This window comes from Micromonospora sp. NPDC049366 (genome assembly GCF_044466625.1).
GTDB lineage: Bacteria > Actinomycetota > Actinomycetes > Mycobacteriales > Micromonosporaceae > Micromonospora.
Genome location: NZ_JBITMV010000013.1, coordinates 135,113 through 157,995 on the forward strand (window position 1 = coordinate 135,113; position 22,883 = coordinate 157,995).

The window sequence follows — 22,883 nt, forward strand, 5'->3', positions numbered from 1 at the left end:
GATCGACGGGGTGGGTCGGTCGTGATGTTCGAGCGGCTGCTGCGGCCGGCGCTCTTCCGGATCGGGGGCGGCGACGCCGAGGCGGCGCACGAGTGGACCCTGCGGCGGCTCGCCGCGGTGTCCCGCTCGGCGCCCGCCCTCGCCGCGCTGCGGGCCCGGTACGCGGTCCGCGCCCCGCGGACGGTCTTCGGCGTCGAGTTCCCCAACCCGGTCGGCCTGGCCGCCGGGATGGACAAGAACGGCGTCGCGCTGCCGGCCTGGCCGGCGCTGGGCTTCGGCTTCGTCGAGGTCGGCACGGTGACCGCGCACGCGCAGCCGGGCAACCCCCGGCCCCGGCTGTTCCGCCTGCGGGACAGTGAGGCGGTGATCAACCGGATGGGCTTCAACAACGCCGGCGCCGAGGCGCTGGCGGCCCGGCTGGCGGCGCTGCCCCGCCCGCTCGGGGCGCCGCTGGGCATCTCGCTCGGCAAGTCCAAGGTGACCCCGTTGACGGACGCGGTCGAGGACTACCTCGCGTCGTACCGGGCGCTGCGCGACCACGGCGACTACTTCGCGGTGAACGTCTCCTCGCCGAACACCCCGGGTCTGCGGTCGTTGCAGGATCGGGCGCACCTGGACGCCCTGCTGGCCGCCCTGGTGGGCGAGAAGCCGGTGCTCGTGAAGATCGCTCCGGACCTCACCGAGCCGGCGATCGCCGAGCTGCTGGAGGTCTGCCTGGCCCGGGGCGCGGCCGGCGTGATCGCCACCAACACCACCCTCGCCCGCGACGGTCTGGCGGCCGGCGACCGGCCCCGCGGCGGCGAGACGGGCGGGCTGTCCGGCCGGCCGCTCACCGGCCGGGCACGGGAGGTCGTCTCGTTCGTGCACCGGGAGACCGCCGGCCGGCTGCCGGTGATCGGTGTGGGCGGGATCCTCGACCCCGACGACGCGAGCCGGATGTTCGACGCCGGCGCGAGCCTGGTGCAGCTCTACACCGGCTTCATCTACCGGGGCCCCGCCCTGGTCCGCGCCGCCGCCCGCACGGCCCCCACACCATGACCTCCCCGGGGGTGGGACGGCGGGAGCGGGGGACGAGATGAGAGGGGATGAGCAGGGTGAGGGCTGAGGAGATCCTCGCGGTCGACCGGGCCCGGGTCTGGCACCCGTACGCGCCCGTGCCGGCGTCCAGCCCGCCATATGTGGTGGAGAGCGCCCAGGGCGTACGGCTGCGGCTCGCCGACGGCCGGGAGCTGGTGGACGGCATGTCGTCCTGGTGGGCGGCGATCCACGGCTACCGCCACCCGGTGCTCGACGCGGCGGTGACCGACCAGCTGGGCCGGATGAGTCACGTCATGTTCGGCGGCCTGACCCACGAGCCGGCCGTACGGCTGGCCCAGACCCTCGTCGACCTCGCCCCGGACGGGCTGGAGCACGTCTTCCTCGCCGACTCCGGGTCGGTGAGCGTCGAGGTGGCGATCAAGATGTGCCTGCAGTACCAGCGGGCCGTCGGTCGCCCGCAGCGCCGCCGGCTGGGCACCTGGCGGGGCGGCTACCACGGCGACACGTTCCACCCGATGAGCGTCTGCGACCCGGAGGGGGGCATGCACCACCTCTGGGGCGACGTGCTGCCCCGGCAGGTCTTCGCGCCCGTGCCGCCGGCCGGCTTCGACGCCCCGCCGGACCCGGCGTACTGCGCCGCGCTCGTCGACGCCGTCGAGCGGCACGCGCACGAGCTGGCCGCCGTCATCGTGGAGCCGGTCGTGCAGGGCGCCGGCGGGATGCGCTTCCACCACCCCGAGTACCTGCGGGTGCTGCGCGAGGTGACCCGGGCGCACGGGGTGCTGCTCATCTTCGACGAGATCGCCACCGGGTTCGGCCGGACCGGCACGATGTTCGCCGCCGAGCACGCCGGCGTGACCCCGGACGTGATGTGCGTGGGCAAGGCGCTCACCGGTGGCTACCTCACCCTCGCGGCGGCGCTGTGCACCGCCGAGATCGCCCGGGGGATCTCCGCCGACGGCGTGCTGGCGCACGGCCCGACGTTCATGGGCAACCCGCTCGCCTGTGCCGTCGCCAACGCCTCCATCGCCCTGCTGCGGGCCGGTGACTGGGCCGCCGAGGTGGCGAGGGTGGGCGACGGGCTGCGGGCCGGCCTGGCGCCGCTGCGGGGCGCGCCGGGGGTGGCCGACGTGCGGGTGCTGGGCGCGATCGGCGTGGTGCAGCTGGACCACGAGGTGGACCTGCCCGCCGCCACGGCCGCCGCGGTGGCCCAGGGTGTGTGGCTGCGCCCGTTCCGGGACCTGATCTACACCATGCCGCCGTACGTCACCGACGACGCCGATCTGGCCCGCATCGCGTTGGGTGTGGCGGCGGCTGTGAAGGCCGGCTGAGCGGAGGCGGTACGCCGCCGGCGCCCGTCGGCGGTCGGGAAGTGGCACGCCCGGTGGCAGCGGCCCGCCGGGCGGTAGCGGTGTGCCCGGCGGCGACCGTCGGCGCGGAGTGCGAGGAGAGGACGGAACGGATGGAGAGCTTCGGCGCCCGGTTGCACCGGGCCATGGTCGAGCGGGGACCGCTCTGCGTCGGCATCGACCCCCACCCCGGTCTGCTGGCCCGCTGGGGGCTCTCGGACGACGTGGAGGGGCTCGACCGGTTCGCCCGGACCGTCGTGGAAGCCCTCGGTGACCGGGTTGCGGTGGTCAAGCCCCAGTCGGCCTTCTTCGAGCGTTTCGGCGCCCGAGGTGTCGCGATTCTTGAGTCAACTATCCGACAGTTGCGAGATCGCGGCTCGCTCGTTCTCCTCGACGCGAAGCGCGGCGACATCGGCTCGACGGTCCAGGCGTACGCCTCGGCGTACCTCGACCCATCCAGCCCGCTGTATGTCGACGCGGTCACCGCGAGCCCCTACCTGGGAGTAGGTTCGCTCGCCCCGATGTTCGAGCTGGCCCGTCAGCACGGCGGCGGCGTCTTCGTGCTGGCGCTCACCTCGAACCCCGAGGGGCCCGCCGTGCAGCACGCCCGGACGTCGGACGGGCGGACCGTCGCGCAGACCGTGATCGACGAGATTTCCCAGCTCAACGCGGGTGCGGAGCCCCTCGGCAGCTTCGGTCTGGTGGTCGGGGCGACCATCGGTGACACCGGTCACGACCTGTCGTCGGTGGGGGGTCCGCTGCTCGCTCCGGGGCTCGGCGCGCAGGGCGCGACGGCCGCCGATCTGCGTACCGTCTTCGGCTCCAGCCTCTCCTCGGTGCTGCCCTCGTACTCCCGCGAGGTGCTCGGCGCGGGACCCGACGTGGCCGCCCTGCGGGCCGCCGCGGACCGGGCGCTGGCGGACTGCCGGGCTGTTCTGCCAGCCCGCTGACTGACTGATCGCTCGATCACTTTGCGATGATCATGGCGCGCCCACGTTGCCGAAAGTTCCGTTGACCGCTAGTTTTCCCCGCGCTGGGAACCACGGACCCCTTGGTTCACAGCGACACCACGTTTCACAGATGCGGCGGTGCGACCCGCCCGTCGCGATAGGGACCTGAGGAGAACTGGTGCCGCTCCCGTCACTGACCCCCGAGCAGCGCGCTGCCGCGCTGGAGAAGGCCGCGGAGATCCGCAAGGCCCGTGCCGAGCTGAAGGAGCAGCTCAAGCAGGGCAAGACCACCCTTTCAGCCGTCCTCGAGCGCGCCGAGTCCGACGACGTCGTGGGCAAGCTGAAGGTGTCGGCCGTCCTGCAGGCGATGCCGGGCATCGGCAAGATCCGGGCCACCCAGATCATGGAGAAGCTCAAGATCGCTGACAGCCGTCGTCTGCGTGGCCTCGGCGAGCAGCAGCGCAAGGCACTGCTTGGAGAGTTCGCCGCCAACTGAGCGTGGCAGCGTGTAGAAACAAGCAGTGAGCACGGATGGTGAGGCGCGCCCGGCGGCTCGGCTCACTGTCCTGGCCGGCCCCTCGGGGTCCGGCCGGGAGAGTGTCGTCGAGCTCGTCCGGGCGCGTTCTCCCGCCGTGTGGCGGCCGGTGCCGGTGACGACCCGGCCCCGCCGCCACGACGAGGTCGACGGTGTCGACCGCGTCTTCGTCGCGCCGGCCGAGTTCGACCGGTTGGTCGACGCCGGCGCGCTCCTGGAGTGGTCCCGGACGGGACCACACCGACGGGGCACGCCCTACGAGCCGCTGCGCTCCCGGCTCGCCGTCGGGCAGCCCGCCGTGCTCGCCCTCGACATCCCGGGCGCTATCGCCGTCCGTGAGCGCCTCTCCGGCGTCCGCCTGGTGCTGCTCTGCCCGCCGGGTCACCGGCCGGCTCCCGCCGTCGCCGCGGCCTTCGAACTCGCCCTCCTGCACGACCTGACCGATCGCGTCGCCGATGAGCTGGTAGGCTTGTTCGGTTCTTCTTATCCGACTCCGGCCCGACCGCGGGTGCTCGGTTAGGAGTCGGTTCGGCCCGAGAGCGGCCCGGTCGCTACGCGCCGTGGCCGACAGTCAGCACCGCGTCCGCGCGGATCGACAGACGCAGAGGTTATTTCGTGGGATCCATCGCCACCAACCCCGAAGGCATCACCAACCCGCCGATCGACGAGCTCCTCGAGAAGACGACGTCGAAGTACGCGCTGGTCATCTTCGCGGCCAAGCGTGCCCGCCAGGTCAACGCCTACTACAGCCAGCTCGGTGAGGGCCTGCTGGAGTACGTCGGCCCGCTGGTCGAGACCACCCCGCAGGAGAAGCCGCTCTCCATCGCCATGCGCGAGATCAACGCCGGCCTGCTCACCGCCGAGCCGACCGACCAGCCGTAACGCACCGCGCCGCGATGTCCGCCGGGATCGTCCTCGGAGTCGGCGGCGGCATCGCCGCCTACAAGGCGTGCGAGCTGCTGCGGCTCTTCACCGAATCGGGCCACCGGGTCCGGGTCGTGCCGACCGCGTCGGCGCTCCGCTTCGTGGGGGCGCCGACCTGGGCGGCGCTCTCCGGTCAACCGGTCGCCGACGACGTGTGGTCCGACGTGCACGAGGTGCCGCACGTCCGGCTCGGCCAGCAGGCCGACCTGGTGGTCGTCGCGCCGGCGACCGCCGACCTGCTCGCGAAGGCCGCGCACGGTCTCGCCGACGACCTGCTCACCAACACCCTGCTCACCGCCCGGTGCCCGGTGCTGCTGGCCCCCGCCATGCACACCGAGATGTGGGAACACCCCGCCACCGTGGCCAACGTCGCCACCCTGCGGGCCCGGGGCGTGCGGGTCGTCGAGCCGGCCGTGGGCCGGCTCACCGGCGTCGACACCGGCAAGGGCCGGCTGCCCGAGCCGGCGGAGATCTTCGCGGTCGCCCGGCGGATCCTCGCCCGCGGCGCGCAGGCCCCCGCCGACCTGGCCGGTCGCCGCGTCGTGGTGACGGCCGGGGGCACCCGGGAGCCGCTGGACCCGGTGCGCTTCCTCGGCAACCGGTCGTCCGGCAAGCAGGGCTACGCGTTCGCCCGCGCCGCGGCGGCCCGCGGTGCCCGCGTCACGCTCGTCGCGGCCAACGTCAGCCTTCCCGACCCGGCCGGCGTCGACCTCGTGCGGGTCGGCACCACCGAGGAGTTGCGGGAGGCGACGCTCAAGGCCGCCGTCGACGCCGACGCGGTGGTGATGGCGGCGGCTCCGGCCGATTTCCGCCCGGCTGTCTACGCGCCTGGCAAAATCAAGAAGGCGGACGACGGCACGGCGCCGACCATCGAACTCGTCACCAACCCCGACATCGCCGCGGAGCTCGGCCGACGCCGTCGCCCCGAGCAGGTGCTGGTGGTGTTCGCCGCGGAGACGGGCGACGCCGAGGCCAACGGGCGGGCCAAGCTGGCCCGCAAGCGTGCCGACCTCATCGTCATCAACGAGGTGGGGGAGGACAAGGTCTTCGGCGCCGAGACCAACGCGGCGACCGTCATCGGCGCGGACGGTTCGGTCAGCCGGATGCCCGAACAGTCCAAGGAGGACCTCGCCGACGGTGTCTGGGATCTGGTGGTGGCCCGACTGGCCGGTCACTCCTGAGAGTGGGAAAGCCTGTGACCAACTCCGCCGGACCCCTCGGCGGTGACTAGACTGCCGCGAACGACTTTTCACACGCTTTAGGAGTGCCGTGACACGCCGCCTCTTCACGTCCGAATCGGTCACGGAAGGCCACCCGGACAAGATCGCCGACCAGATCAGTGACGGTATCCTCGACGCGCTGCTCGCCGAGGACCCCGGCAGCCGGGTCGCGGTGGAAACCATGATCACCACGGGCCAGGTGCACATCGCCGGCGAGGTGACCACCAAGGCGTACGCGGACATCCCCACCATCGTCCGCAGGACCATCCTCGACATCGGCTACGACTCGTCGAAGAAGGGCTTCGACGGCGCCTCCTGCGGCGTGAGCGTCTCCATCGGCGCCCAGTCGGAGGACATCGCGCAGGGCGTCGACAACGCGTTCGAGCTGCGCACCGGCGCCTCCGAGAGCGCGCTGGACGCGCAGGGCGCCGGCGACCAGGGCATGATGTTCGGCTTCGCGTGCACCGAGACGCCCGAGCTGATGCCGCTGCCGATCGCCCTCGCGCACCGGCTGGCCCGGCGGCTCGCCGCGGTCCGCAAGGACGGCACCGTGCCCTACCTGCGGCCGGACGGCAAGACCCAGGTCACCATCGAGTACGAGGGCCTGCGCCCGGTCAGGCTCAACACGGTGGTGGTCTCCAGCCAGCACGCGGCCGACATCTCGCTCGACTCGCTGCTCACCCCGGACGTGCGTGACCACGTCATCGCCCCCGAGCTGGAGAGCCTCGGCCTCGACACCGACGGCTACCGGCTGCTGGTCAACCCGACGGGCCGGTTCGAGATCGGCGGCCCGATGGGCGACGCCGGCCTGACCGGTCGCAAGATCATCGTCGACACCTACGGTGGCTACGCCCGCCACGGTGGCGGCGCCTTCTCCGGCAAGGACCCGTCGAAGGTGGACCGCTCGGCCGCGTACGCGATGCGCTGGGTGGCCAAGAACGTGGTCGCGGCGGGGCTGGCCGAGCGCTGCGAGGTGCAGGTCGCCTACGCGATCGGCAAGGCCAAGCCGGTCAGCCTCTTCATCGAGACGTTCGGCACCGAGACCGTGCCGGTCCCCGCGATCGAGCAGGCCGTCACCGAGGTCTTCGACCTGCGCCCGGCCGCGATCATCCGGGACCTCAACCTGCTCCGCCCGATCTACCAGCAGACCGCGGCGTACGGCCACTTCGGCCGGGAACTGCCCGACCTCACCTGGGAGAGCACCGACCGGGCCGCCGACCTCAAGTCGGCCGCGGGAGCCTGACCGGCACCACGCGCAGCGACCGGCGACCCGCGGACGGGTCGCCGGTCGCTCGTGTCTGCGTGGATCTCCCGCTGGCCCACCTCGACCGCCCCTTCGACTACCTCGTCCCGGCCGCGCTGGACGAGGCGGCGGTGCCCGGCACCCGGGTCAAGGTCCGCTTCGCCGGGCAGCTCGTCGACGGGTGGCTGCTGGAGCGCACCGACGACTCCGGGCACACCGGCCGGCTCGCCTACCTGGAGAAGGTGGTCTCCCCGGAGCCGGTGCTGGCGCCGGAGGTGGCCCGGCTGGCCCGGGCGGTCGCCGACCGGTACGCCGGCAGCCTCGCCGACGTGCTCCGGCTCGCCGTGCCGCCCCGGCACGCCCGGGTCGAGAAGGAGCCGCACGAGCCCCCGCCGCCCGGCGAGCCGACGACCGCGCCGGACCCGGCGGGCTGGCGGGACTACCCGGCCGGCCCGGCCTACCTGCGGGCCCTCACCGACGGGCGGGCCCCCCGCGCGGTCTGGTCCGCGCTGCCCGGCGAGGACTGGGCGGCCCGGTACGCCGAGGCGGTCGCCGCGACCGTGGCCGGCGGGCGGGGTGCGCTGGTGGTGGTCGCCGACAACCGTGACCTGGACCGGTTGGACGCCGCCGTCGCCGCCGCGCTCGGCCCGGGACGACACGTGTCCCTCTCCGCCGCGCTCGGCCCGGCCCGGCGGTACCGCGCCTTCCTCGCCGCCCGCCGCGGCGACGTGCCGGTGGTCATCGGCACCCGGGCCGCGATGTTCGCCCCGGTCGGGCGGCTCGGTCTGGTGGCGATCTGGGACGACGGGGACGACCTGCACGCCGAGCCCCGGGCCCCGTACCCGCACGCGCGGGAGGTGCTGCTCACCCGCGCCCAGCTCGCCGAGGCCGGCGCCCTGGTCGGCGGGTACGCCCGCACCGCCGAGGCGCAGCTGCTGCTGGAGACCGGCTGGGCGCGGGAGGTGATCGCCGACCGGGCCACCCTGCGGGCGCGTACGCCGGCCATCGCGCCGACCGGCGACGACCCGCAGCTGGCCCGTGACCCGGCGGCGGCGACGGCGCGGCTGCCCAGCCTGGCGTGGAACGCGGCGCGGGACGCCCTCCGGGCGGACCTGCCCGTGCTGGTGCAGGTGCCCCGGCGCGGCTACCTGCCGGCGGTGTCCTGCGCCGACTGCCGCACCCCGGCGCGCTGCCCCACCTGCGCCGGCCCGCTGGCCCTGCCGTCGGCGACCGGCGCCCCGGCGTGTCGCTGGTGCGGCCGGGTCGCCGCCGCGTACGCCTGCCCGGAGTGCGGCGGGCGGCGGCTGCGGGCCGCCGTCACCGGCGCACGGCGCACCGCCGAGGAGCTGGGTCGCGCCTTCCCCGGCGTGCCCGTCCGCACCTCCGGACGGGAGGAGGTGCTGAGCACGGTGCCCGGCGGCGCGGGCCTGGCGATCGCCACGCCGGGCGCCGAGCCACCGGCCGAGGGCGGCTACGGCGCCGTGCTGCTGCTCGACTCGTGGGCCCTGCTGACCCGCGCCGACCTCCGCGCCGGGGAGGAGGCGCTGCGCCGGTGGCTGGCTGCCGCCGCCCTGGCCCGACCGGCCGGGGCCGGCGGCCGGGTGGTCGTGGTCGCCGACGGCGCTCTCGCCCCGGTGCAGGCGCTGCTGCGCTGGGACGCCGGCTGGTTCGCGGCCCGGGAGCTGGCTGAGCGTCGCGAGCTGGGCTTCCCGCCGGCGGTACGGATGGCGAGCGTGACCGGCCTGCCGGTGGCGGTGGCCGACCTGCTCGCCGAGGCACGGCTGCCGGACGGGGCCGAGGTGCTGGGGCCGGTCCCCGCCGACGGCGAGCGGGAACGGATGCTGGTCCGGGTGCCGCGTGCCCGGGCGGCGGCGCTGGCCGGGGCGCTGCACGCGGCGGCGGGAGCGCGCAGCGCCCGCAAGGCCGCCGACCCCGTCCGCCTCCAGGTGGACCCCCTGACGTTGTTCTGATCGACCCCCACGCTCGTCCCGTCCGAGTTTCGGCGCGTTTCGGACAAATCGCGGGCGCGACGTGCACGATCGCGGGACGGGGGCGAGGGTGGAGGGAGGCCGGTGACGGACGCCGCGTGCGGCGGTGGGCGTCACGGAGGGTGGTAGCATCGCCCGTCATGCCCGGGCGCACGGATGGCGCGACCACGGCACAAACCGCGTCGGCCCGACGCCACATTGACGATGCCCAACAGCCGGTAACCAGGGGTGGACCAGTCGTGACCGTTCGTCAATCGATCGTCTTCAACGGCGACCTCGGCAGCGGCAAGAGCACGGTGTCGGTGGAGATCTCCAAGCGGCTGGGCCTGCGCCGGGTCAGCGTCGGTGACCTCTACCGGCAGATGGCGCAGGAGCGGCAGATGACCGCTCTCCAGCTCAACCTGCACGCCGAACTCGACCAGGCCGTGGACGGCTACGTCGACCAGCTCCAGCGCGACATCGCCGCCTCCGGTGAGAGCCTCGTCATGGACTCCCGCCTGGCCTGGCACTTCTTCACCGACGCGCTCAAGGTGCACATGATCACCGAGCCGGGCGAGGCGGCCCGCCGGGTGCTGGCCCGTCCGTCGGGGCCGGCCGAGAGCTACACCTCGTTGGAGGAGGCGAAGGCCAAGCTCCGGGAGCGCAGCGAGAGCGAGCGGAACCGGTTCCTGGTCCGCTACAAGGTCGACAAGGCCCGGCTGCGCAACTACGACCTGGTCTGCGACACCACCCGCGCCACCGCCGACGAGGTGATCGAGCACATCGTCGCCGCGTACGAGGGCGACCTCGGCGCCGACGTGCTGCGGGACAGCCCGCCGCTGCTGCTGCTCGACCCGGCCCGCATCTACCCGACCGAGGACATCACCACGCTGCGTGGTCTCTGGGACTCGGAGTTCGTGGACGGCGTGGCCGGGGCCGGCGACGAGGCGCTGGAGCCGCTGCGGATCGGCTACACCGGTGAGCACTTCTTCGTCGTCGACGGCCACCGCCGGCTCAGCGCCGCCCTGCAGAGCGGGTTCCGCCTGGTGCCGGCGCAGCTGGTCGCCGAGGTCGACGAGCCGGTGGTCGGCGGGATGAGCGCCGTCGAGTACTTCGCCGCCCAGGTCCGCCCCGGCACCGTGTACGACTGGGAGGCCGCCCACGGCATCGAGCTGCCGATGCCCGAGCACGCCCTGCTCGGCGGTGACGCGGTGCTGGCCGGCGACCCGGGTCACCCCGCCTGAGCCGACCGGGCCCGCCGGGATCGCCGGGCGGGTGGATCGGGGGCATGATGAAGGCCCTCGATCCCGCACCGGGAGGCCCGCGATGGACGCCGCCGACGCCCTCACCCTGCTCATGTCCCCGCAGGGCCGGATCGACCCCTACCCGACCTACGAGCGGCTGCGCGCACACGGGCCGGTGGTCGAGGCCGGCCCGGTGTTCTACGTGGTCACCGGCTACGCCGAGGCCGACGAGCTGCTGCGGGACCCGCGCCTCGGGGTGATGGACGACGCGATCCGCGACGGCCTGTGGCCGGGGTGGCGGGACAGCCCGGCGGTCACGTCGATCTCCCGCTCGATGCTGCGGACGAACCCGCCCGACCACAGCCGGATGCGGCGGCTCGCCGCCGGGGCGTTCAGCCCCCGCCGGATCGCCGGGATGCGCGACGTGGTGACCGCGCAGGCGCAGGAGCTGGTCGACGCGATGGTCGAGCGGGGTGACCGGGGCGAGCCGCTGGACTTCCTGGCCGACTTCGCCTACCCGCTGCCGGTCGGGGTGATCTGCGCGCTGCTCGGCGTGCCGGCGCAGGACCGGCCGCTGTTCCGCCGCTGGGCGGCCGACCTCACCGGTGTCCTGGAGCCCGAGATCACCCCCGACGAGCTGGCCGTCGCCGACCGGGGCGCGGCCGAGCTGCGCGACTACTTCACCGACCTGGTGCGGGCGCGGCGGCGAGCCCCGGCCGACGACCTGACCAGCGCGTTGGTGCAGGTGCACGACGCCGACGGGGAGCGGCTCTCCGGCGACGAGCTGTTGGCCAATCTCGTGGTGCTGCTGGTCGCCGGGTTCGAGACCACCACCAACCTGCTCGGCAACGGCCTCGTCGTGCTGCTGGCGCATCCCCGCGAGGCGGACGCGCTGCGCGGCCACCCCGACCTCGCCCCCGCGTACGTCGAGGAGCTGCTCCGCTACGACTCGCCGGTGCAGCTGACCACCCGGATGACGACGGAGCCGGTGCGCTGCGGCGGGCTCGACCTGCCGGCGGGCAGCTGGGCGCTGCTGCTGCTCGGCGCGGCCAACCGGGATCCGCGGCGCTACCCGGAGCCGGCCCGGTTCGACCCGTGGCGGGCCCAGGCGCAGCCGCTGTCGTTCGGGGCCGGGCCGCACTACTGCCTCGGCGCCGGCCTGGCCCGGCTGGAGGCCCAGGTGGCGTTCCCGCTGCTGCTGCGCCGGCTGCCGGAGCTGGCCCTCGCCGGCCGGCCGCGGCGGCGCACCCGGCTCACCCTGCGTGGCTACGACACCCTGCCGGTGACGCTCGGCACACCCGCCGTGGTCGATCGAGGTACGCCGGCCGGGGCGCGGCCGGGTACTCCGTAGACTGGTACGGCCCCGATCGTCCCACCCCAGAAGGAGCCGTCCCGCGTGACCGTCCAGCCCATCCGTCTGTTCGGGGATCCGGTGCTGCGCACGCCGGCCGATCCGGTCGTCGATTTCGACGCCGAGCTGCGCCGGCTCATCGCCGACCTGACCGACACCATGCGTGAGCAGAACGGCGCCGGCCTCGCCGCGCCGCAGCTCGGGGTGGGCCTGCGCGTGTTCACCTTCGACGTCGACGACGTCCTCGGCCACCTGGTCAACCCGGTCCTGGAGTTCCCCGACGAGGAGGAGCAGGACGGCCCGGAGGGCTGCCTGTCCATCCCCGGCCTGTACTTCGACACCAAGCGCCGGCAGAACGTCATCGCCAAGGGCTTCAACGGCTACGGCGACCCGCTGCAGATCGTCGGCACCGGCCTGATGGCCCGCTGCGTGCAGCACGAGACCGACCACCTCGACGGGGTGCTCTTCGTCGACCGGCTCGACCAGGCCGGTCGCAAGGAGGCGATGAAGGCGATCCGTCAGGCGGAGTGGTACGACCCGGCGGCCCCGCCGGTGGTCAAGCTCAACCCGCACGCCGGTGCCGACAGCCCCTTCGGCCTGGGTCGGTGACCGGCCGGTGCGTGTGATCTTCGCCGGCACGCCGGCCGTGGCCGTTCCGGCCCTGACCGCCGTCGCCGACTCCGGGCACGACCTGGTCGCCGTCGTCACCCGTCCCGACGCGCCCGCCGGCCGGGGCCGGGGCTTGTCCCGATCCCCGGTGGGGGAGTGGGCCGACGCGCACGGCGTCGAGGTGCTCACCCCGGCCCGTCCGCGTGAGCCGGAGTTCCTGGACCGGCTGCGTGAGCTCTCGCCGGACTGCGTGCCGGTGGTCGCCTACGGGGCGCTGGTGCCGCCGGCCGCCCTGGAGATCCCCCGGCACGGCTGGGTGAACCTGCACTTCTCGCTGCTGCCGGCCTGGCGCGGCGCGGCGCCCGTCCAGCACGCGGTGCTGCACGGCGACGAGCTGACCGGGGCCAGCGTCTTCCAGCTGGAGGAGGGCCTGGACACCGGGCCCGTCTACGGCACGCTCACCGACGAGATCCGCCCCACCGACACCTCCGGTGACCTGCTGGAGCGGCTCGCCCACTCGGGCGCCGGCCTGCTGGTCGCGGTGCTCGACGCGATCGCGGCCGGCACGGCGCGGGCCGAGCCGCAGCCCGCCGACGGGGTGTCGCTCGCCCCGAAGCTGACCGTCGAGGACGCCCGGGTGCGCTGGACCGACCCGGCCTTCGCCGTGGACCGGCGGGTCCGCGCCTGCACACCGGCGCCCGGCCCGTGGACCACGTTCCGGGACGAGCGCGTCAAGCTGGGCCCGGTGACCCCGGTCGCCGACGGCCCCGAACTCAAGCCGGGTGAGCTGCTGGTGGAGAAGTCACGGGTGCTCGCGGGCACCGCCACCGTTCCGGTGCTGCTGGGCGAGGTGCGCGCCGCCGGCAAGCGGGCGATGTCGGCGACCGACTGGGCGCGCGGGGTCCGCGTCGCGGCGGGCGAGGCCCTCGCGTGACCGGGCCGGAGCGCGACGACCGACCCACCCGCCTCGGCGATTCCGACGCGCGTACCCCACGCGGTGGTCGCGACGACCGGCGTGGTGAGCCCCGGGACAACCGGTCCGCCGGTGGTCGCGGTGGCGACCGCCCGTTCGGCGGGGCGCGCGGCGGCGCCCGGGGCGGGCCGGACCGGCGCACCGGCCGGGCTGTCCGCCCGGCGGTGGACCGGCCGCGGCAGGTGGCGTACGAGGCGATCGCCGCGGTCAACCGGGACGACGCGTTCGCCAACCTCGTCCTCCCGGCGATGATCCGGGACGAGGGGTTGTTCGGGCGGGACGCGGCCTTCGCCACCGAGCTGACCTACGGCACCCTGCGCCATCTCGGCACGCTGGACGCGATCCTCACCTCCGCCGCCGGGCGGGACGTGGAGCGGATCGACCCGCCGGTACGCGACGCGCTGCGCCTCGGGGCGTACCAGATCCTGCACACGCGGGTGCCGCCGCACGCGGCGGTCTCCTCGACCGTCGACCTGGTCCGCGCGGTCGGCCCCGGCGCGACCGGCTTCGCCAACGCGGTACTGCGGGAGGTCGCCGGTCAGGACGCGGACGCCTGGGTGCGCAAGCTCGCGCCGAGCATGGAGAGCGACCCGATCGGGCATCTCGCGCTGACGTACAGCCACCCGCAGTGGGTGGTGCGGGCGTTCGCCGAGGCGCTCGGCGGCGACCTGGGTGAGACCACCCGGCTGCTCATCGAGGACAACGAGCGTCCGCCGGTGCACCTGTGCGCCCGGCCGGGTCTCGCCGACGCGGTGGAGTTGGCCGACGAGGTGGGCGGCGCCCCCGGCGCCTTCTCGCCGTACGCCGTCTACCTCTCCGGCGGCGCGCCCGGTGACCTGGCCGCGGTGGCCGAGGGTCGGGCGCACGTCCAGGACGAGGGTTCCCAGTTGGTGGCGGCCGCGCTGGCGGCCGCTCCGCTGGACGGTCCGGACGGGCGCTGGCTGGACCTGTGCGCCGGTCCCGGCGGCAAGTCCGGCCTGCTCGGCGCGCTCGTCGCCGAGCGCGGGGGCCGGCTGACGGCGGTGGAGGTGGCCGAGCACCGGGCGCGGCTGGTCGACCAGGCGACCCGGAACCTGCCGGTGACCGTGCTGCACGCGGATGGCCGCGATGTGGGGCGGGAGTCGAAGCTGCCCGAGGAGCACTTCGACCGGGTGCTGGTCGACGCGCCGTGCACCGGGCTGGGTTCGCTGCGCCGCCGGCCCGAGTCGCGCTGGCGCCGTCAGCCGTCGGACCTGCCCGCGCTGACCCGGCTGCAGCGTGAGCTGCTCGGTGCCGCGCTGCGGGCGGTACGCCCCGGCGGGGTCGTCGCCTATGTCACCTGCTCGCCGCACGTGGTGGAGACGCATGTGACGGTGACCGAGGCGGCCCGCCGTGCCGGGGTGCCGGTCGACTTCGTCGACGCCCGACCGCTGTTGCCGGCCGGTATGCCGGGGCTGGGCGACGGGCCGACCGTGCAGCTGTGGCCGCACCGGCACGGCACCGATGCGATGTTCCTGGCCGTCCTGCGGCGCACCTGAGGCCGCCGCTGCGCGATCTCCCCGAAGGCCGGTCCCCGTGGACCGGCCTTCGGCCTGCGTGGGTCAGGTGACCGGGAGGCCCTTGCTGCCGGCGCCCTTCATCGAGCGGGTGAGGTTGCGGTCGCTGACCCACAGGAAGCACTGGACGCCCCGGTTGCCGTTGCGCCACTCCTGCTCGAACGGGTGGTAGAAGATCGTGCCGGCCCGGTACTGGAGGTTGCCGTCGTTCGGCACCTTGGCGTATCCGGCGAGGAGCCTGCGGCACGCCTTGTGGGTGTCCAGGCTCGCCCGCGTGAACGCGGCGAAGCTGATGTCCGGTGCCTGGTAGACGCCGACGAACTCGGCGTGGTGGCGCGCGGTGCAGGGGGCCGCCACCATCTCCTTGATGGCGTCCTTCGCCATCGTCGGGTTGAAGCAGCGGTGGGCCAGCGGGGCGTCGCCCTTCAGCGCGCCGCGCAGGCTGCCGGTGCGGGGGTTGACGACGCCGTCGTCGAGTCCGCGCACCTCGCCGGCGTCGCAACGGAACCACCGGGCACCGCCGGTCCAGGCGGCCGGCGACGGGAACACCACGTCGACGGCGATCCGGCCGGTCCGCCACTCGCCGCCCACCGCCTTGTTGGCCTCCCGGTCACACTCGGCCCGGGCGGCGCGGATCCCCGCCGAGCCGACGGCCGGGGGAGCGGGCTGCGCGGCGGCGGCACCGGAGAGGGTGCCGACGTGCAGCGTCTCCACGCGGTGCGACTCGGCGCAGTCGACCGGGTCGTAGCCGGTCAGATAGCCGACGTCCTGTACGGCGAGGTGGCAGACCCCGGCCGCGGGGACGAAGGTCTGGGCCGCCACGGGCGCCGGCCAGTCGTCGGTGAGGTCCGCGTCGAGGCCGGCCGGCGCGCACGCGCCGAGCGCCAGCACGGCCGTGGCGCCCACGACGACCGCCGTCCACCACCGTCGCATTCGCCGACCTCCCCGCCGCGCGTGGTCACCCTCACCGTCGATCGTCGATCGGTTGCGCCACGGCGCAGCAGCATACGGCACCGGCGCTCAGATCGCGGGCAGTCCCTGCGGGCCGACGCCGCGCATGGACCGGGTCAGCTTCCGGTCGTCGCTCCACAGGAAACAGCGCACGCCCCGGTCACCCTCCTCCCACTCCCGCTGGGACGGCGGGTAGTAGATCGAGCCGGCCCGGTAGGGCAGCTCGCTGTTGTTGGGCACCGCCGCGAAGGCGGCGATGAGCGCCATGCAGCGCTGGTGCGCCCGGTCGGGCGCGGCGGTGAACTCCGCCCAGGAGACGTCCCGCTCGTCGTACACGCCCACGAACTCGGCGCGGTGCGGTTCGCTGCACAGCACCGGCGCCATGTAGTTGAGGTTCTCCCCGATGAGTTTCGGGTCGAAGCAGCGGTGGATGAGCGGCGAGTCACCGATCATCGCGCCGCGCAGGCTGCGGGTGCGGTTGACCGGCCGGGTGTTGTCGATGCTGTCGGTCTCGCTCAGGTCGCAGCGGAACCAGCGGGCCCCACCGGCCCAGCCCGCCGCGGACGGCAGCGCGATGTTCAGGGTGAGCCGGGCCGCGTGCCAGTCGCCGCCGAGCACCTCCCGGGCCCGCTGGTCGCACTCCGCGCGCGCGGTGCGCAGGGTCGGCGACCCCGGCTCCGGCCGCGGCGCGCCGGCCAGCCCCGCGAACGTGCCGACGTGGATGGCCTCCGCCAGGTGGTTGCGGGCGCAGTCCACGGTGTCGTACGTGCTGGCCTGCACGATCGCGGTGATCCGGGGGAGGCAGGTGTCGGTGGCCGGGACGAACATCTGCGGGGGCGGCATGGCGTGCCAGTCGTCGACCAGGTCGCCGTCCGCGCCGTGGGAGCGCAGGCAGCCGGCCAGCAGGACCGTCACCGCGCCGGCCAGCGCCAGCGCACCGAGCCACCGTCGCATCGTCCGCCCTTCCCGGGTAGCCGGTGACCGTCCCCGCCGCCGGCGGGGCCGTGCCGCGTCACCATCCCTGTTGGAGTGTCGTCGGGTTGCCGTCGTTCGGCCAGTCGCCGTGGCTCCTCGTCCCGGATCGCCCGGTCGGGATCGTCAATTCTGCACCATTGGTCACCGGCGGGTCACCGCGCGTCCGCATGGGTGCGGGGGTGCCGACGCGGGGTGGCCGCGTTCGTACACTTGCCCGGTGACCGTACCGCCGCCGATCGTCGCGCCGAGCATCCTCGCCGCCGACTTCGCCCGCCTCGCCGAAGAGGTCCGTGCCGTCGAGGACGCCGCGGACTGGTTGCACGTGGACGTCATGGACAACCATTTCGTCCCGAACCTCACGATCGGGTTGCCGGTGGTGCAGAGCCTGCGTGCGGCGACCCAGATTCCGTTCGACGTGCACCTCATGATCGAGGATCCACGCCGGTGGGCCCCCGGCTACGCCGACGCCGGGGCGTACAACGTCACGTTCCACGCCGAGGCGTGTGACGACCCGGTCGCGCTGGCCAAGGACCTCCGGTCGGCGGGGGCGAAGGCGGGGCTGGCGATCGACCGCGACACGCCGATCGAGCCCTACCTCGACCTGCTGCCGAGCTTCGACACGCTGCTGATCATGACGATCAAGGCCGGCTTCGGCGGGCAGCGGTTCATCCCGCAGCTGCTCGACAAGGTGCGCGCCGCCCGGCGGCACGTGGCCGCCGGCCACCTGGAGCTGCGCATCGAGGTCGACGGCGGCATCGCCGCCGACACCATCGAGCAGGCCGCCGCGGCCGGTGCCGACGCCTTCGTGGCGGGCACCGCGGTCTACGGCGCGGACGACCCGGCCGAGGCGGTACGCCGGCTGCGGGCCCTCGCGGAACGCGCCGCCGCCGGGGCCTGACGTGGACCCCGCCGGCGAGCGCCCGGACGTCATCCTCGTCGTGGACGACGACCAGGACATCGCCCGTTTCGTGGAGTTCAACCTGCGGGTGCACGGTTTCGAGGTGGTCCTCGCGAGCGACGGCCAGGAGGCGCTCGAGGTGATCGAGCGGCAGCGCCCCGACCTGGCGGTGGTCGACCTGATGATGCCCCGCGTCGACGGCCTGGAGCTGACCCGGCGGCTGCGGGCCAACCCGATGACCTCGGCCCTGCCGGTGATCATGTTGACGGCCAAGGGCATGACCGTGGACAAGGTCCACGGGCTCTCCGCCGGCGCCGACGACTACCTGGTCAAGCCGTTCGACACGGCGGAACTGGTCGCCCGGGTCAGCTCCACCCTGCGGCGCAACAAGGAGTTCCGCGAGGTGTCGCCGCTGACCGGGCTGCCCGGCAACAGCCGGATCCGGCGGGAGATCGCCGACCGGGTGCGCAGCGGCTCGGACTACGCCGTCGGCTACATCGACATCGACCGGTTCAAGAGCGTGAACGACCGCTACGGCTTCGTCCGTGGCGACGACTTCATCTCGGCGCTGGCCCGCAGCCTGCACCGGGCGGTGGTGTCGGTGGGGCTGCCACCGGCGTTCCTCGGCCACGTCGGCGGGGACGACTTCGTGATCGTCTGCGCGCCGGACCAGGTCCGGCCCCTCACCTCCCGCGCGGTCGTCGACTTCGAGAATTCGGCCGACACGCTCTACGACCCGACCGACCGGGAACGCGGCTTCGTCGAACTGAAGGACCGCCGGGGCAACATCCGCCGGGCCGCGCTGGTCACCCTGTCGATCGGGGTCTCCCTGTCCGATTCGGGCAAGCGGTTCACCGACCCCCTCGAGGCGATCGCGGTGGCCAGCGAGATGAAGACCGTGGCCAAGAGCCAACCCGGCTCGTACGTCGCGGTCGACCGACGCCGTGGCGTCACCTGACCCGTACCCGGTTGTGAACTAGCTCGCCTCGGTGGCAACAACCCCCTCCCGGCGTGTAAGACTGCCGGTGTACCCACCACGCGCTGGCGGGACTCGGTGTAATTCCGAACCGGCGGTGATCCACGGCTGCGGCCGTGGTCAGCCCGCGACCCGGACGGCTCTGCCGCCCGGTGGACCTGGTGAGAACCCAGGGCCGACGGTTGGGGGCGGGACTTCCCGCGCCCAGACAGTCCGGATGGGAGACAGCGCGCGGGACGGATGGGCCTGCACCGGCCGCTGACCTCAGCGCGCCCTGCCGGCCCCTCGGGTCGGCTTCGCCGTCCCCGGATCTCCGCCGCCGCCTGCCTGCGGCCCCCTGGCCGATGCCTCCCGCCCCGCCCGCGCGCGAACCGGCGAGTGGAAGGGCAGGGACAGGCGAATGGCGGGCGTCTCCGTCGACGAGGCGATGCGTCGCGCGATCGAACTCGGTGCGCGCGGGCTCGGTACGACGAGCCCCAACCCGGTGGTCGGCTGTGTCCTGCTCGACGCCGACGGCCAGGTCGTCGGCGAGGGCTTCCACGCGTACGCCGGCGGGCCGCACGCCGAGATCGTCGCGCTCGCGCAGGCCGGGGAGCGGGCCCGGGGCGGCACCGCGGTGGTCACGCTGGAGCCCTGCGACCACACCGGTCGCACCGGCCCCTGCAGCCTCGCGCTCATCCAGGCCGGGGTGGCCCGCGTGGTCATCGCCGTCCCCGACCCGAACCCGGTGGCCACCGGCGGCGCCGCGACCCTGCGCTCGGCCGGTGTCCGGGTGGACCTCGGCGTCCGCGCCGACGAGGCCGAGGCCGGCAACGTGGCCTGGCTCACCTCGATGCGCCGCGGCTGGCCGTACGTCATCTGGAAGTTCGCCGCGACCGTGGACGGCCGGTCGGCGGCCGCCGACGGCACCAGCATGTGGATCACCTCGGAGGCGGCCCGGATCGACGTGCACGCGCTGCGTGGCACCGTCGACGCGGTCGTCGTCGGGGTGGGCACCGTGCTCGCCGACGATCCCCGGCTCACCGCCCGGAACCTGCGCGACGGCAGCCTCGCCATCCGGCAGCCGCTGCGGGTGGTGGTGGACAGCGCGGGGCGTACGCCCGAGGGGGCCCGGGTCCGCGACGGCGCGGCCCGCACCTGGATCGCCACCGCCGCGGAGGTCGGCGCCGGCCCGGACGGGCGGGTCGACCTGACCGCGCTGCTGGCCGCCCTGCACGAGCGCGGCGTCCGCGCGGTGCTGCTGGAGGGCGGCCCCCGGCTGGCCGGCGCGTTCCTGGAGGCCGGCCTGATCGACAAGGTCGTCGGATACGTCGCGCCGCGGCTGCTCGGCGCCGGTCCGACCGCTCTGGTCGACGCCGGTGTGACCACGATCGCCGAGGCGATCGATCTCGAGTTCGTCGACGTTACACAGATCGGTCCGGATCTCCGGATCACCGCGCTGCCCCGGAAGAGGGAGGGCTGACATGTTCACCGGCATCGTCGAGGAGTTGGGCGAGGTCGTACGGGTGACCGCGACGGCGGGAGACTCGGCGCTGGTCGCCGTCCGCGGTCCGCTGGTCACCACGGACGCCCGCCACGGGGACTCCATCTCGGTCAACGGCGTCTGTCTGACCGTGGTGGATTCCGAGGACGGCGTCTTCACCGCCGACGTCATGGGTGAGACGCTGCGCCGCTCCGCGCTGGGCGCGCTGCGCCCCGGCGACCCGGTCAACCTGGAGCGAGCCGCGACGCTGGGCAGCCGCCTCGGCGGTCACCTGGTGCAGGGCCACGTCGACGGGGTGGGCGAGGTGCTCTCCCGGGAGCCGGCCCAGCAGTGGGAGACGGTGCGGTTCCGGCTGCCCGCGGACCTCGCCCGGTACGTGGTCGAGAAGGGCTCGATCACCGTCGACGGCGTGTCGCTGACGGTCGCCGACGTCGGCCCCGACTGGTTCGCGGTCGGTCTCATCCCGACCACGCTGAAGCTCACCACGCTCGGCGGCCGTGGAGTCGGCGACCCGGTGAACCTGGAAGTGGACGTCCTGGCCAAGTACGTCGAGCGGCTGCTCGGCAGCGGCGCGACCGGCGACTCGCCGCTCGCCGCCCCGGCGGCGCCGGGCGGCGTCGCGGCCGCCGCCGGCCCGGCTCAGGCCGGTGACACCGACGGCGCGGCCCCGGTGGGGGAGGTGGACTGATGGGTACGGCGCACTGGCTGCTCGACGCGCAGGTGACCATCGCCGGTTCGCCGGTGCTGGTCCGCGAGATCGTCGGCAACGTCTTCGGGCTCGCGTCCGCGCTGTTCGGGCTGCGCCGCCTGGTGTGGGCCTGGCCCGTCGGCATGGTCGGCAACCTGCTGCTGCTCACCGTGTTCCTCGGCGGCGCGTTCGCCACGCCCCAGGCGCACGACCTGTACGGGCAGGCCGGCCGGCAGGTCTTCTTCTTCGCGGTCAGCGTGTACGGCTGGTGGCGCTGGTCGCGCAGCCGTCGGCTGGGCGAGGTGCCGGACCAGGGCGGGGTGGTGCCGCGCTGGGCCACCGGCCGGGAGCGGGTGGGTCTGCTCGTCGCCCTCGCGGTGCTCACCGCGGCGGCGTACCCGGCGCTCGCCGCGCTCGGCTCCTGGGGGCCGCTGGCGGACGCGTGGATCCTCGCCGGCAGCCTGCTGGCCACGTACGGCATGGCCCGCGGTTTCGTGGAGTTCTGGCTGATCTGGATCGCGGTGGACGCGGTGGGTGTGCCGTTGCTGCTCAACGGCGGTTTCTACCCCTCGGCGGCCATGTACCTCGTCTACGGCGCCTTCTGCGTGTGGGGCTTCGTCAGCTGGTGGCGCACCTCGCGGGTGCTCCGGCCGGCGCGCCGCCGCATCGCGCCCACCTACACGGAGGCTGTGGCATGAACGAGCCGGACACCGGCACGAGCTTCGGGACGATCGAGCAGGCGCTGGCGGACATCGCCGCCGGCCGGCCGGTGGTCGTCGTCGACGACGCCGACCGCGAGAACGAGGGCGACCTCATCTTCGCGGCCGAGTTGGCGACGCCGGAGCTGATGGCCTTCATGGTCCGCTACACGTCCGGCTACGTCTGTGTGCCGCTCACCGAGAGCGAGGCCGACCGGCTCGACCTGCCGCCGATGCACCACACCAACCAGGACCGGCGGGGCACCGCGTACACGGTGACCGTCGACGCCCGGGAGGGGGTCAGCACCGGCATCTCGGCGGCCGACCGGGCGCACACCATCCGGCTGCTGGCCGACCCGGCCACCGGGCCGACCGACCTGGCCCGCCCCGGGCACGTGGTGCCGCTGCGTGCCCGGGAGGGCGGTGTGCTGCGCCGCCCCGGGCACACCGAGGCCGCCATCGACCTGACCCGGCTGGCCGGCCTGCGCCCGGCCGGGGTGCTCTGCGAGCTGATCAACGACGACGGCACCATGATGCGCCTGCCCGACCTGGAGAAGTTCTCCGCCGAGCACGGGCTGACCCTCATCACGATCGCCGACCTGATCGCGTACCGGCGGCGGACCGAGAAGCAGGTCGAGCTGGTCGCCGACGCGCGGATGCCCACCACGCACGGCGTCTTCCGGGCGCTGGGCTACCGCAGCGCCCACGAACCGGCCGAGCACGTCGCCATGGTGTACGGCGAAATCGGCGACGGGCAGGACGTGCTGGTCCGGGTCCACTCGGAGTGCCTGACCGGTGACGTCTTCGGCTCGCTGCGCTGCGACTGCGGCCCCCAGCTCGACGCCGCCCTGGCCCGGGTGGCCCGGGAGGGGCGCGGCGTCGTGCTCTACATGCGCGGGCACGAGGGGCGCGGGATCGGGCTGCTGCACAAACTTCAGGCGTACCAGCTGCAGGACCTGGGCCGGGACACCGTGGACGCGAACCTGGACCTCGGCCTGCCGGCCGATGCCCGCGACTACGGCACCGGCGCGCAGATCCTCTACGACCTCGGCGTGCGGTCCATGCGGCTGCTCACCAACAACCCGGCGAAGCGGGCCGGGCTGGAGGGGTACGGCCTGACCATCACCGGCCGGGAGGGGCTGCCGATACGCCCCCACCCGGAGAACGTCCGGTACCTGCGCACCAAGCGGGACCGGATGGGACACCTGCTGGACCAGTTGGACGAGGTCACCGAGGCGCCGGTCGAGCCGGCCGCCGGCCGGTGACGGGAGCGGAG

The 22,883-nt window shown here is 74.3% G+C and carries 22 protein-coding genes; 20 read left to right on the plus strand and 2 right to left on the minus strand.

Going from position 1 to position 22,883, the window contains the following annotated elements; translation table 11 throughout:
* Positions 1–21 precede the first annotated feature (21 nt).
* From ACIBTV_RS19635 to ACIBTV_RS19700, 14 genes are all read left to right on the plus strand, one after another.
* Positions 22–1,038 carry a quinone-dependent dihydroorotate dehydrogenase gene (locus ACIBTV_RS19635; protein ID WP_396706738.1) on the plus strand — a complete coding sequence of 339 codons (1,017 nt, stop codon included), beginning with the start codon at positions 22–24 and terminating at the stop codon, positions 1,036–1,038.
* Between the two features lie 56 nt (positions 1,039–1,094).
* A complete protein-coding gene (locus ACIBTV_RS19640) occupies positions 1,095–2,369 on the plus strand; it encodes an adenosylmethionine--8-amino-7-oxononanoate transaminase (RefSeq protein WP_396706898.1) in 1,275 nt (424 codons plus the stop codon).
* Between the two features lie 131 nt (positions 2,370–2,500).
* Entirely contained in the window at positions 2,501–3,337 is an 837-nt protein-coding gene (gene pyrF / locus ACIBTV_RS19645) for an orotidine-5'-phosphate decarboxylase (protein ID WP_396706740.1), read from the plus strand.
* A gap of 178 nt (positions 3,338–3,515) precedes the next feature.
* The gene (mihF, locus tag ACIBTV_RS19650) at positions 3,516–3,833 is read left to right on the plus strand and encodes an integration host factor, actinobacterial type (protein ID WP_091589671.1); all 318 of its coding nucleotides are present in this window, start codon (positions 3,516–3,518) and stop codon (positions 3,831–3,833) included.
* A gap of 25 nt (positions 3,834–3,858) precedes the next feature.
* Entirely contained in the window at positions 3,859–4,392 is a 534-nt protein-coding gene (locus tag ACIBTV_RS19655; protein ID WP_396706742.1) for a guanylate kinase, read from the plus strand.
* A 95-nt stretch (positions 4,393–4,487) separates the two neighbouring features.
* The gene (gene rpoZ, locus ACIBTV_RS19660) at positions 4,488–4,754 is read left to right on the plus strand and encodes a DNA-directed RNA polymerase subunit omega (RefSeq protein WP_013285517.1); all 267 of its coding nucleotides are present in this window, start codon (positions 4,488–4,490) and stop codon (positions 4,752–4,754) included.
* A 14-nt stretch (positions 4,755–4,768) separates the two neighbouring features.
* Complete coding sequence (gene coaBC, locus ACIBTV_RS19665) at positions 4,769–5,977, plus strand: bifunctional phosphopantothenoylcysteine decarboxylase/phosphopantothenate--cysteine ligase CoaBC (RefSeq protein WP_396706745.1); 1,209 nt, start codon at positions 4,769–4,771, stop codon at positions 5,975–5,977.
* Positions 5,978–6,065: 88 nt separating this feature from the next.
* A complete protein-coding gene (gene metK, locus ACIBTV_RS19670; protein ID WP_396706747.1) occupies positions 6,066–7,259 on the plus strand; it encodes a methionine adenosyltransferase in 1,194 nt (397 codons plus the stop codon).
* A gap of 59 nt (positions 7,260–7,318) precedes the next feature.
* Positions 7,319–9,229: a primosomal protein N' gene (locus tag ACIBTV_RS19675; protein ID WP_396706749.1), complete on the plus strand. Its 1,911-nt coding sequence runs from the start codon at positions 7,319–7,321 to the stop codon at positions 9,227–9,229.
* Positions 9,230–9,486: 257 nt separating this feature from the next.
* Positions 9,487–10,470, plus strand: a complete 984-nt coding sequence (locus tag ACIBTV_RS19680) for an AAA family ATPase (protein ID WP_396706750.1) — start codon at positions 9,487–9,489, stop codon at positions 10,468–10,470.
* A gap of 82 nt (positions 10,471–10,552) precedes the next feature.
* Complete coding sequence (locus ACIBTV_RS19685; RefSeq protein ID WP_396706752.1) at positions 10,553–11,821, plus strand: cytochrome P450; 1,269 nt, start codon at positions 10,553–10,555, stop codon at positions 11,819–11,821.
* 45 nt (positions 11,822–11,866) lie between these two features.
* The gene (gene def, locus ACIBTV_RS19690; RefSeq protein ID WP_396706754.1) at positions 11,867–12,430 is read left to right on the plus strand and encodes a peptide deformylase; all 564 of its coding nucleotides are present in this window, start codon (positions 11,867–11,869) and stop codon (positions 12,428–12,430) included.
* Positions 12,431–12,437: 7 nt separating this feature from the next.
* Complete coding sequence (fmt, locus tag ACIBTV_RS19695) at positions 12,438–13,364, plus strand: methionyl-tRNA formyltransferase (protein ID WP_396706756.1); 927 nt, start codon at positions 12,438–12,440, stop codon at positions 13,362–13,364.
* The gene (locus ACIBTV_RS19700) at positions 13,361–14,920 is read left to right on the plus strand and encodes an RsmB/NOP family class I SAM-dependent RNA methyltransferase (RefSeq protein ID WP_396706758.1); all 1,560 of its coding nucleotides are present in this window, start codon (positions 13,361–13,363) and stop codon (positions 14,918–14,920) included. The genes fmt and ACIBTV_RS19700 overlap by 4 nt, the downstream gene beginning before the upstream one ends.
* A 63-nt stretch (positions 14,921–14,983) precedes the next feature.
* On the opposite strand, the gene ACIBTV_RS19705 is transcribed toward ACIBTV_RS19700, so the two are convergent.
* Together ACIBTV_RS19705 and ACIBTV_RS19710 are read right to left on the minus strand one after the other, a co-directional pair.
* A complete protein-coding gene (locus ACIBTV_RS19705) occupies positions 14,984–15,871 on the minus strand; it encodes a septum formation family protein (protein ID WP_396706760.1) in 888 nt (295 codons plus the stop codon).
* Between the two features lie 87 nt (positions 15,872–15,958).
* Positions 15,959–16,843 (minus strand): septum formation family protein, encoded by an 885-nt coding sequence (locus ACIBTV_RS19710; RefSeq protein ID WP_396706762.1) that lies wholly within the window; start codon positions 16,841–16,843, stop codon positions 15,959–15,961.
* 238 nt (positions 16,844–17,081) lie between these two features.
* Between ACIBTV_RS19710 and rpe the strand changes: the two genes are divergently transcribed.
* The 6 genes from rpe to ACIBTV_RS19740 all read left to right on the plus strand — a co-directional run bounded on the left by rpe (position 17,082) and on the right by ACIBTV_RS19740 (position 22,872).
* Positions 17,082–17,762, plus strand: coding sequence for a ribulose-phosphate 3-epimerase (gene rpe / locus ACIBTV_RS19715; RefSeq protein WP_396706764.1), 681 nt, complete (start codon positions 17,082–17,084; stop codon positions 17,760–17,762).
* Entirely contained in the window at positions 17,656–18,720 is a 1,065-nt protein-coding gene (locus ACIBTV_RS19720) for a response regulator (protein WP_396706766.1), read from the plus strand. Before rpe ends, ACIBTV_RS19720 begins: the two co-directional genes overlap by 107 nt.
* Before the next feature lie 418 nt (positions 18,721–19,138).
* The gene (gene ribD / locus ACIBTV_RS19725; protein ID WP_091589657.1) at positions 19,139–20,200 is read left to right on the plus strand and encodes a bifunctional diaminohydroxyphosphoribosylaminopyrimidine deaminase/5-amino-6-(5-phosphoribosylamino)uracil reductase RibD; all 1,062 of its coding nucleotides are present in this window, start codon (positions 19,139–19,141) and stop codon (positions 20,198–20,200) included.
* A 1-nt stretch (position 20,201) separates the two neighbouring features.
* Complete coding sequence (locus tag ACIBTV_RS19730; protein ID WP_396706768.1) at positions 20,202–20,909, plus strand: riboflavin synthase; 708 nt, start codon at positions 20,202–20,204, stop codon at positions 20,907–20,909.
* On the plus strand, positions 20,909–21,607 hold the full coding sequence (gene pnuC / locus ACIBTV_RS19735) for a nicotinamide riboside transporter PnuC (protein WP_396706770.1): 699 nt from the start codon (positions 20,909–20,911) through the stop codon (positions 21,605–21,607). The genes ACIBTV_RS19730 and pnuC overlap by 1 nt, the downstream gene beginning before the upstream one ends.
* Complete coding sequence (locus tag ACIBTV_RS19740) at positions 21,604–22,872, plus strand: bifunctional 3,4-dihydroxy-2-butanone-4-phosphate synthase/GTP cyclohydrolase II (protein ID WP_396706771.1); 1,269 nt, start codon at positions 21,604–21,606, stop codon at positions 22,870–22,872. Before pnuC ends, ACIBTV_RS19740 begins: the two co-directional genes overlap by 4 nt.
* The last annotated feature ends 11 nt before the right edge of the window (positions 22,873–22,883 follow it).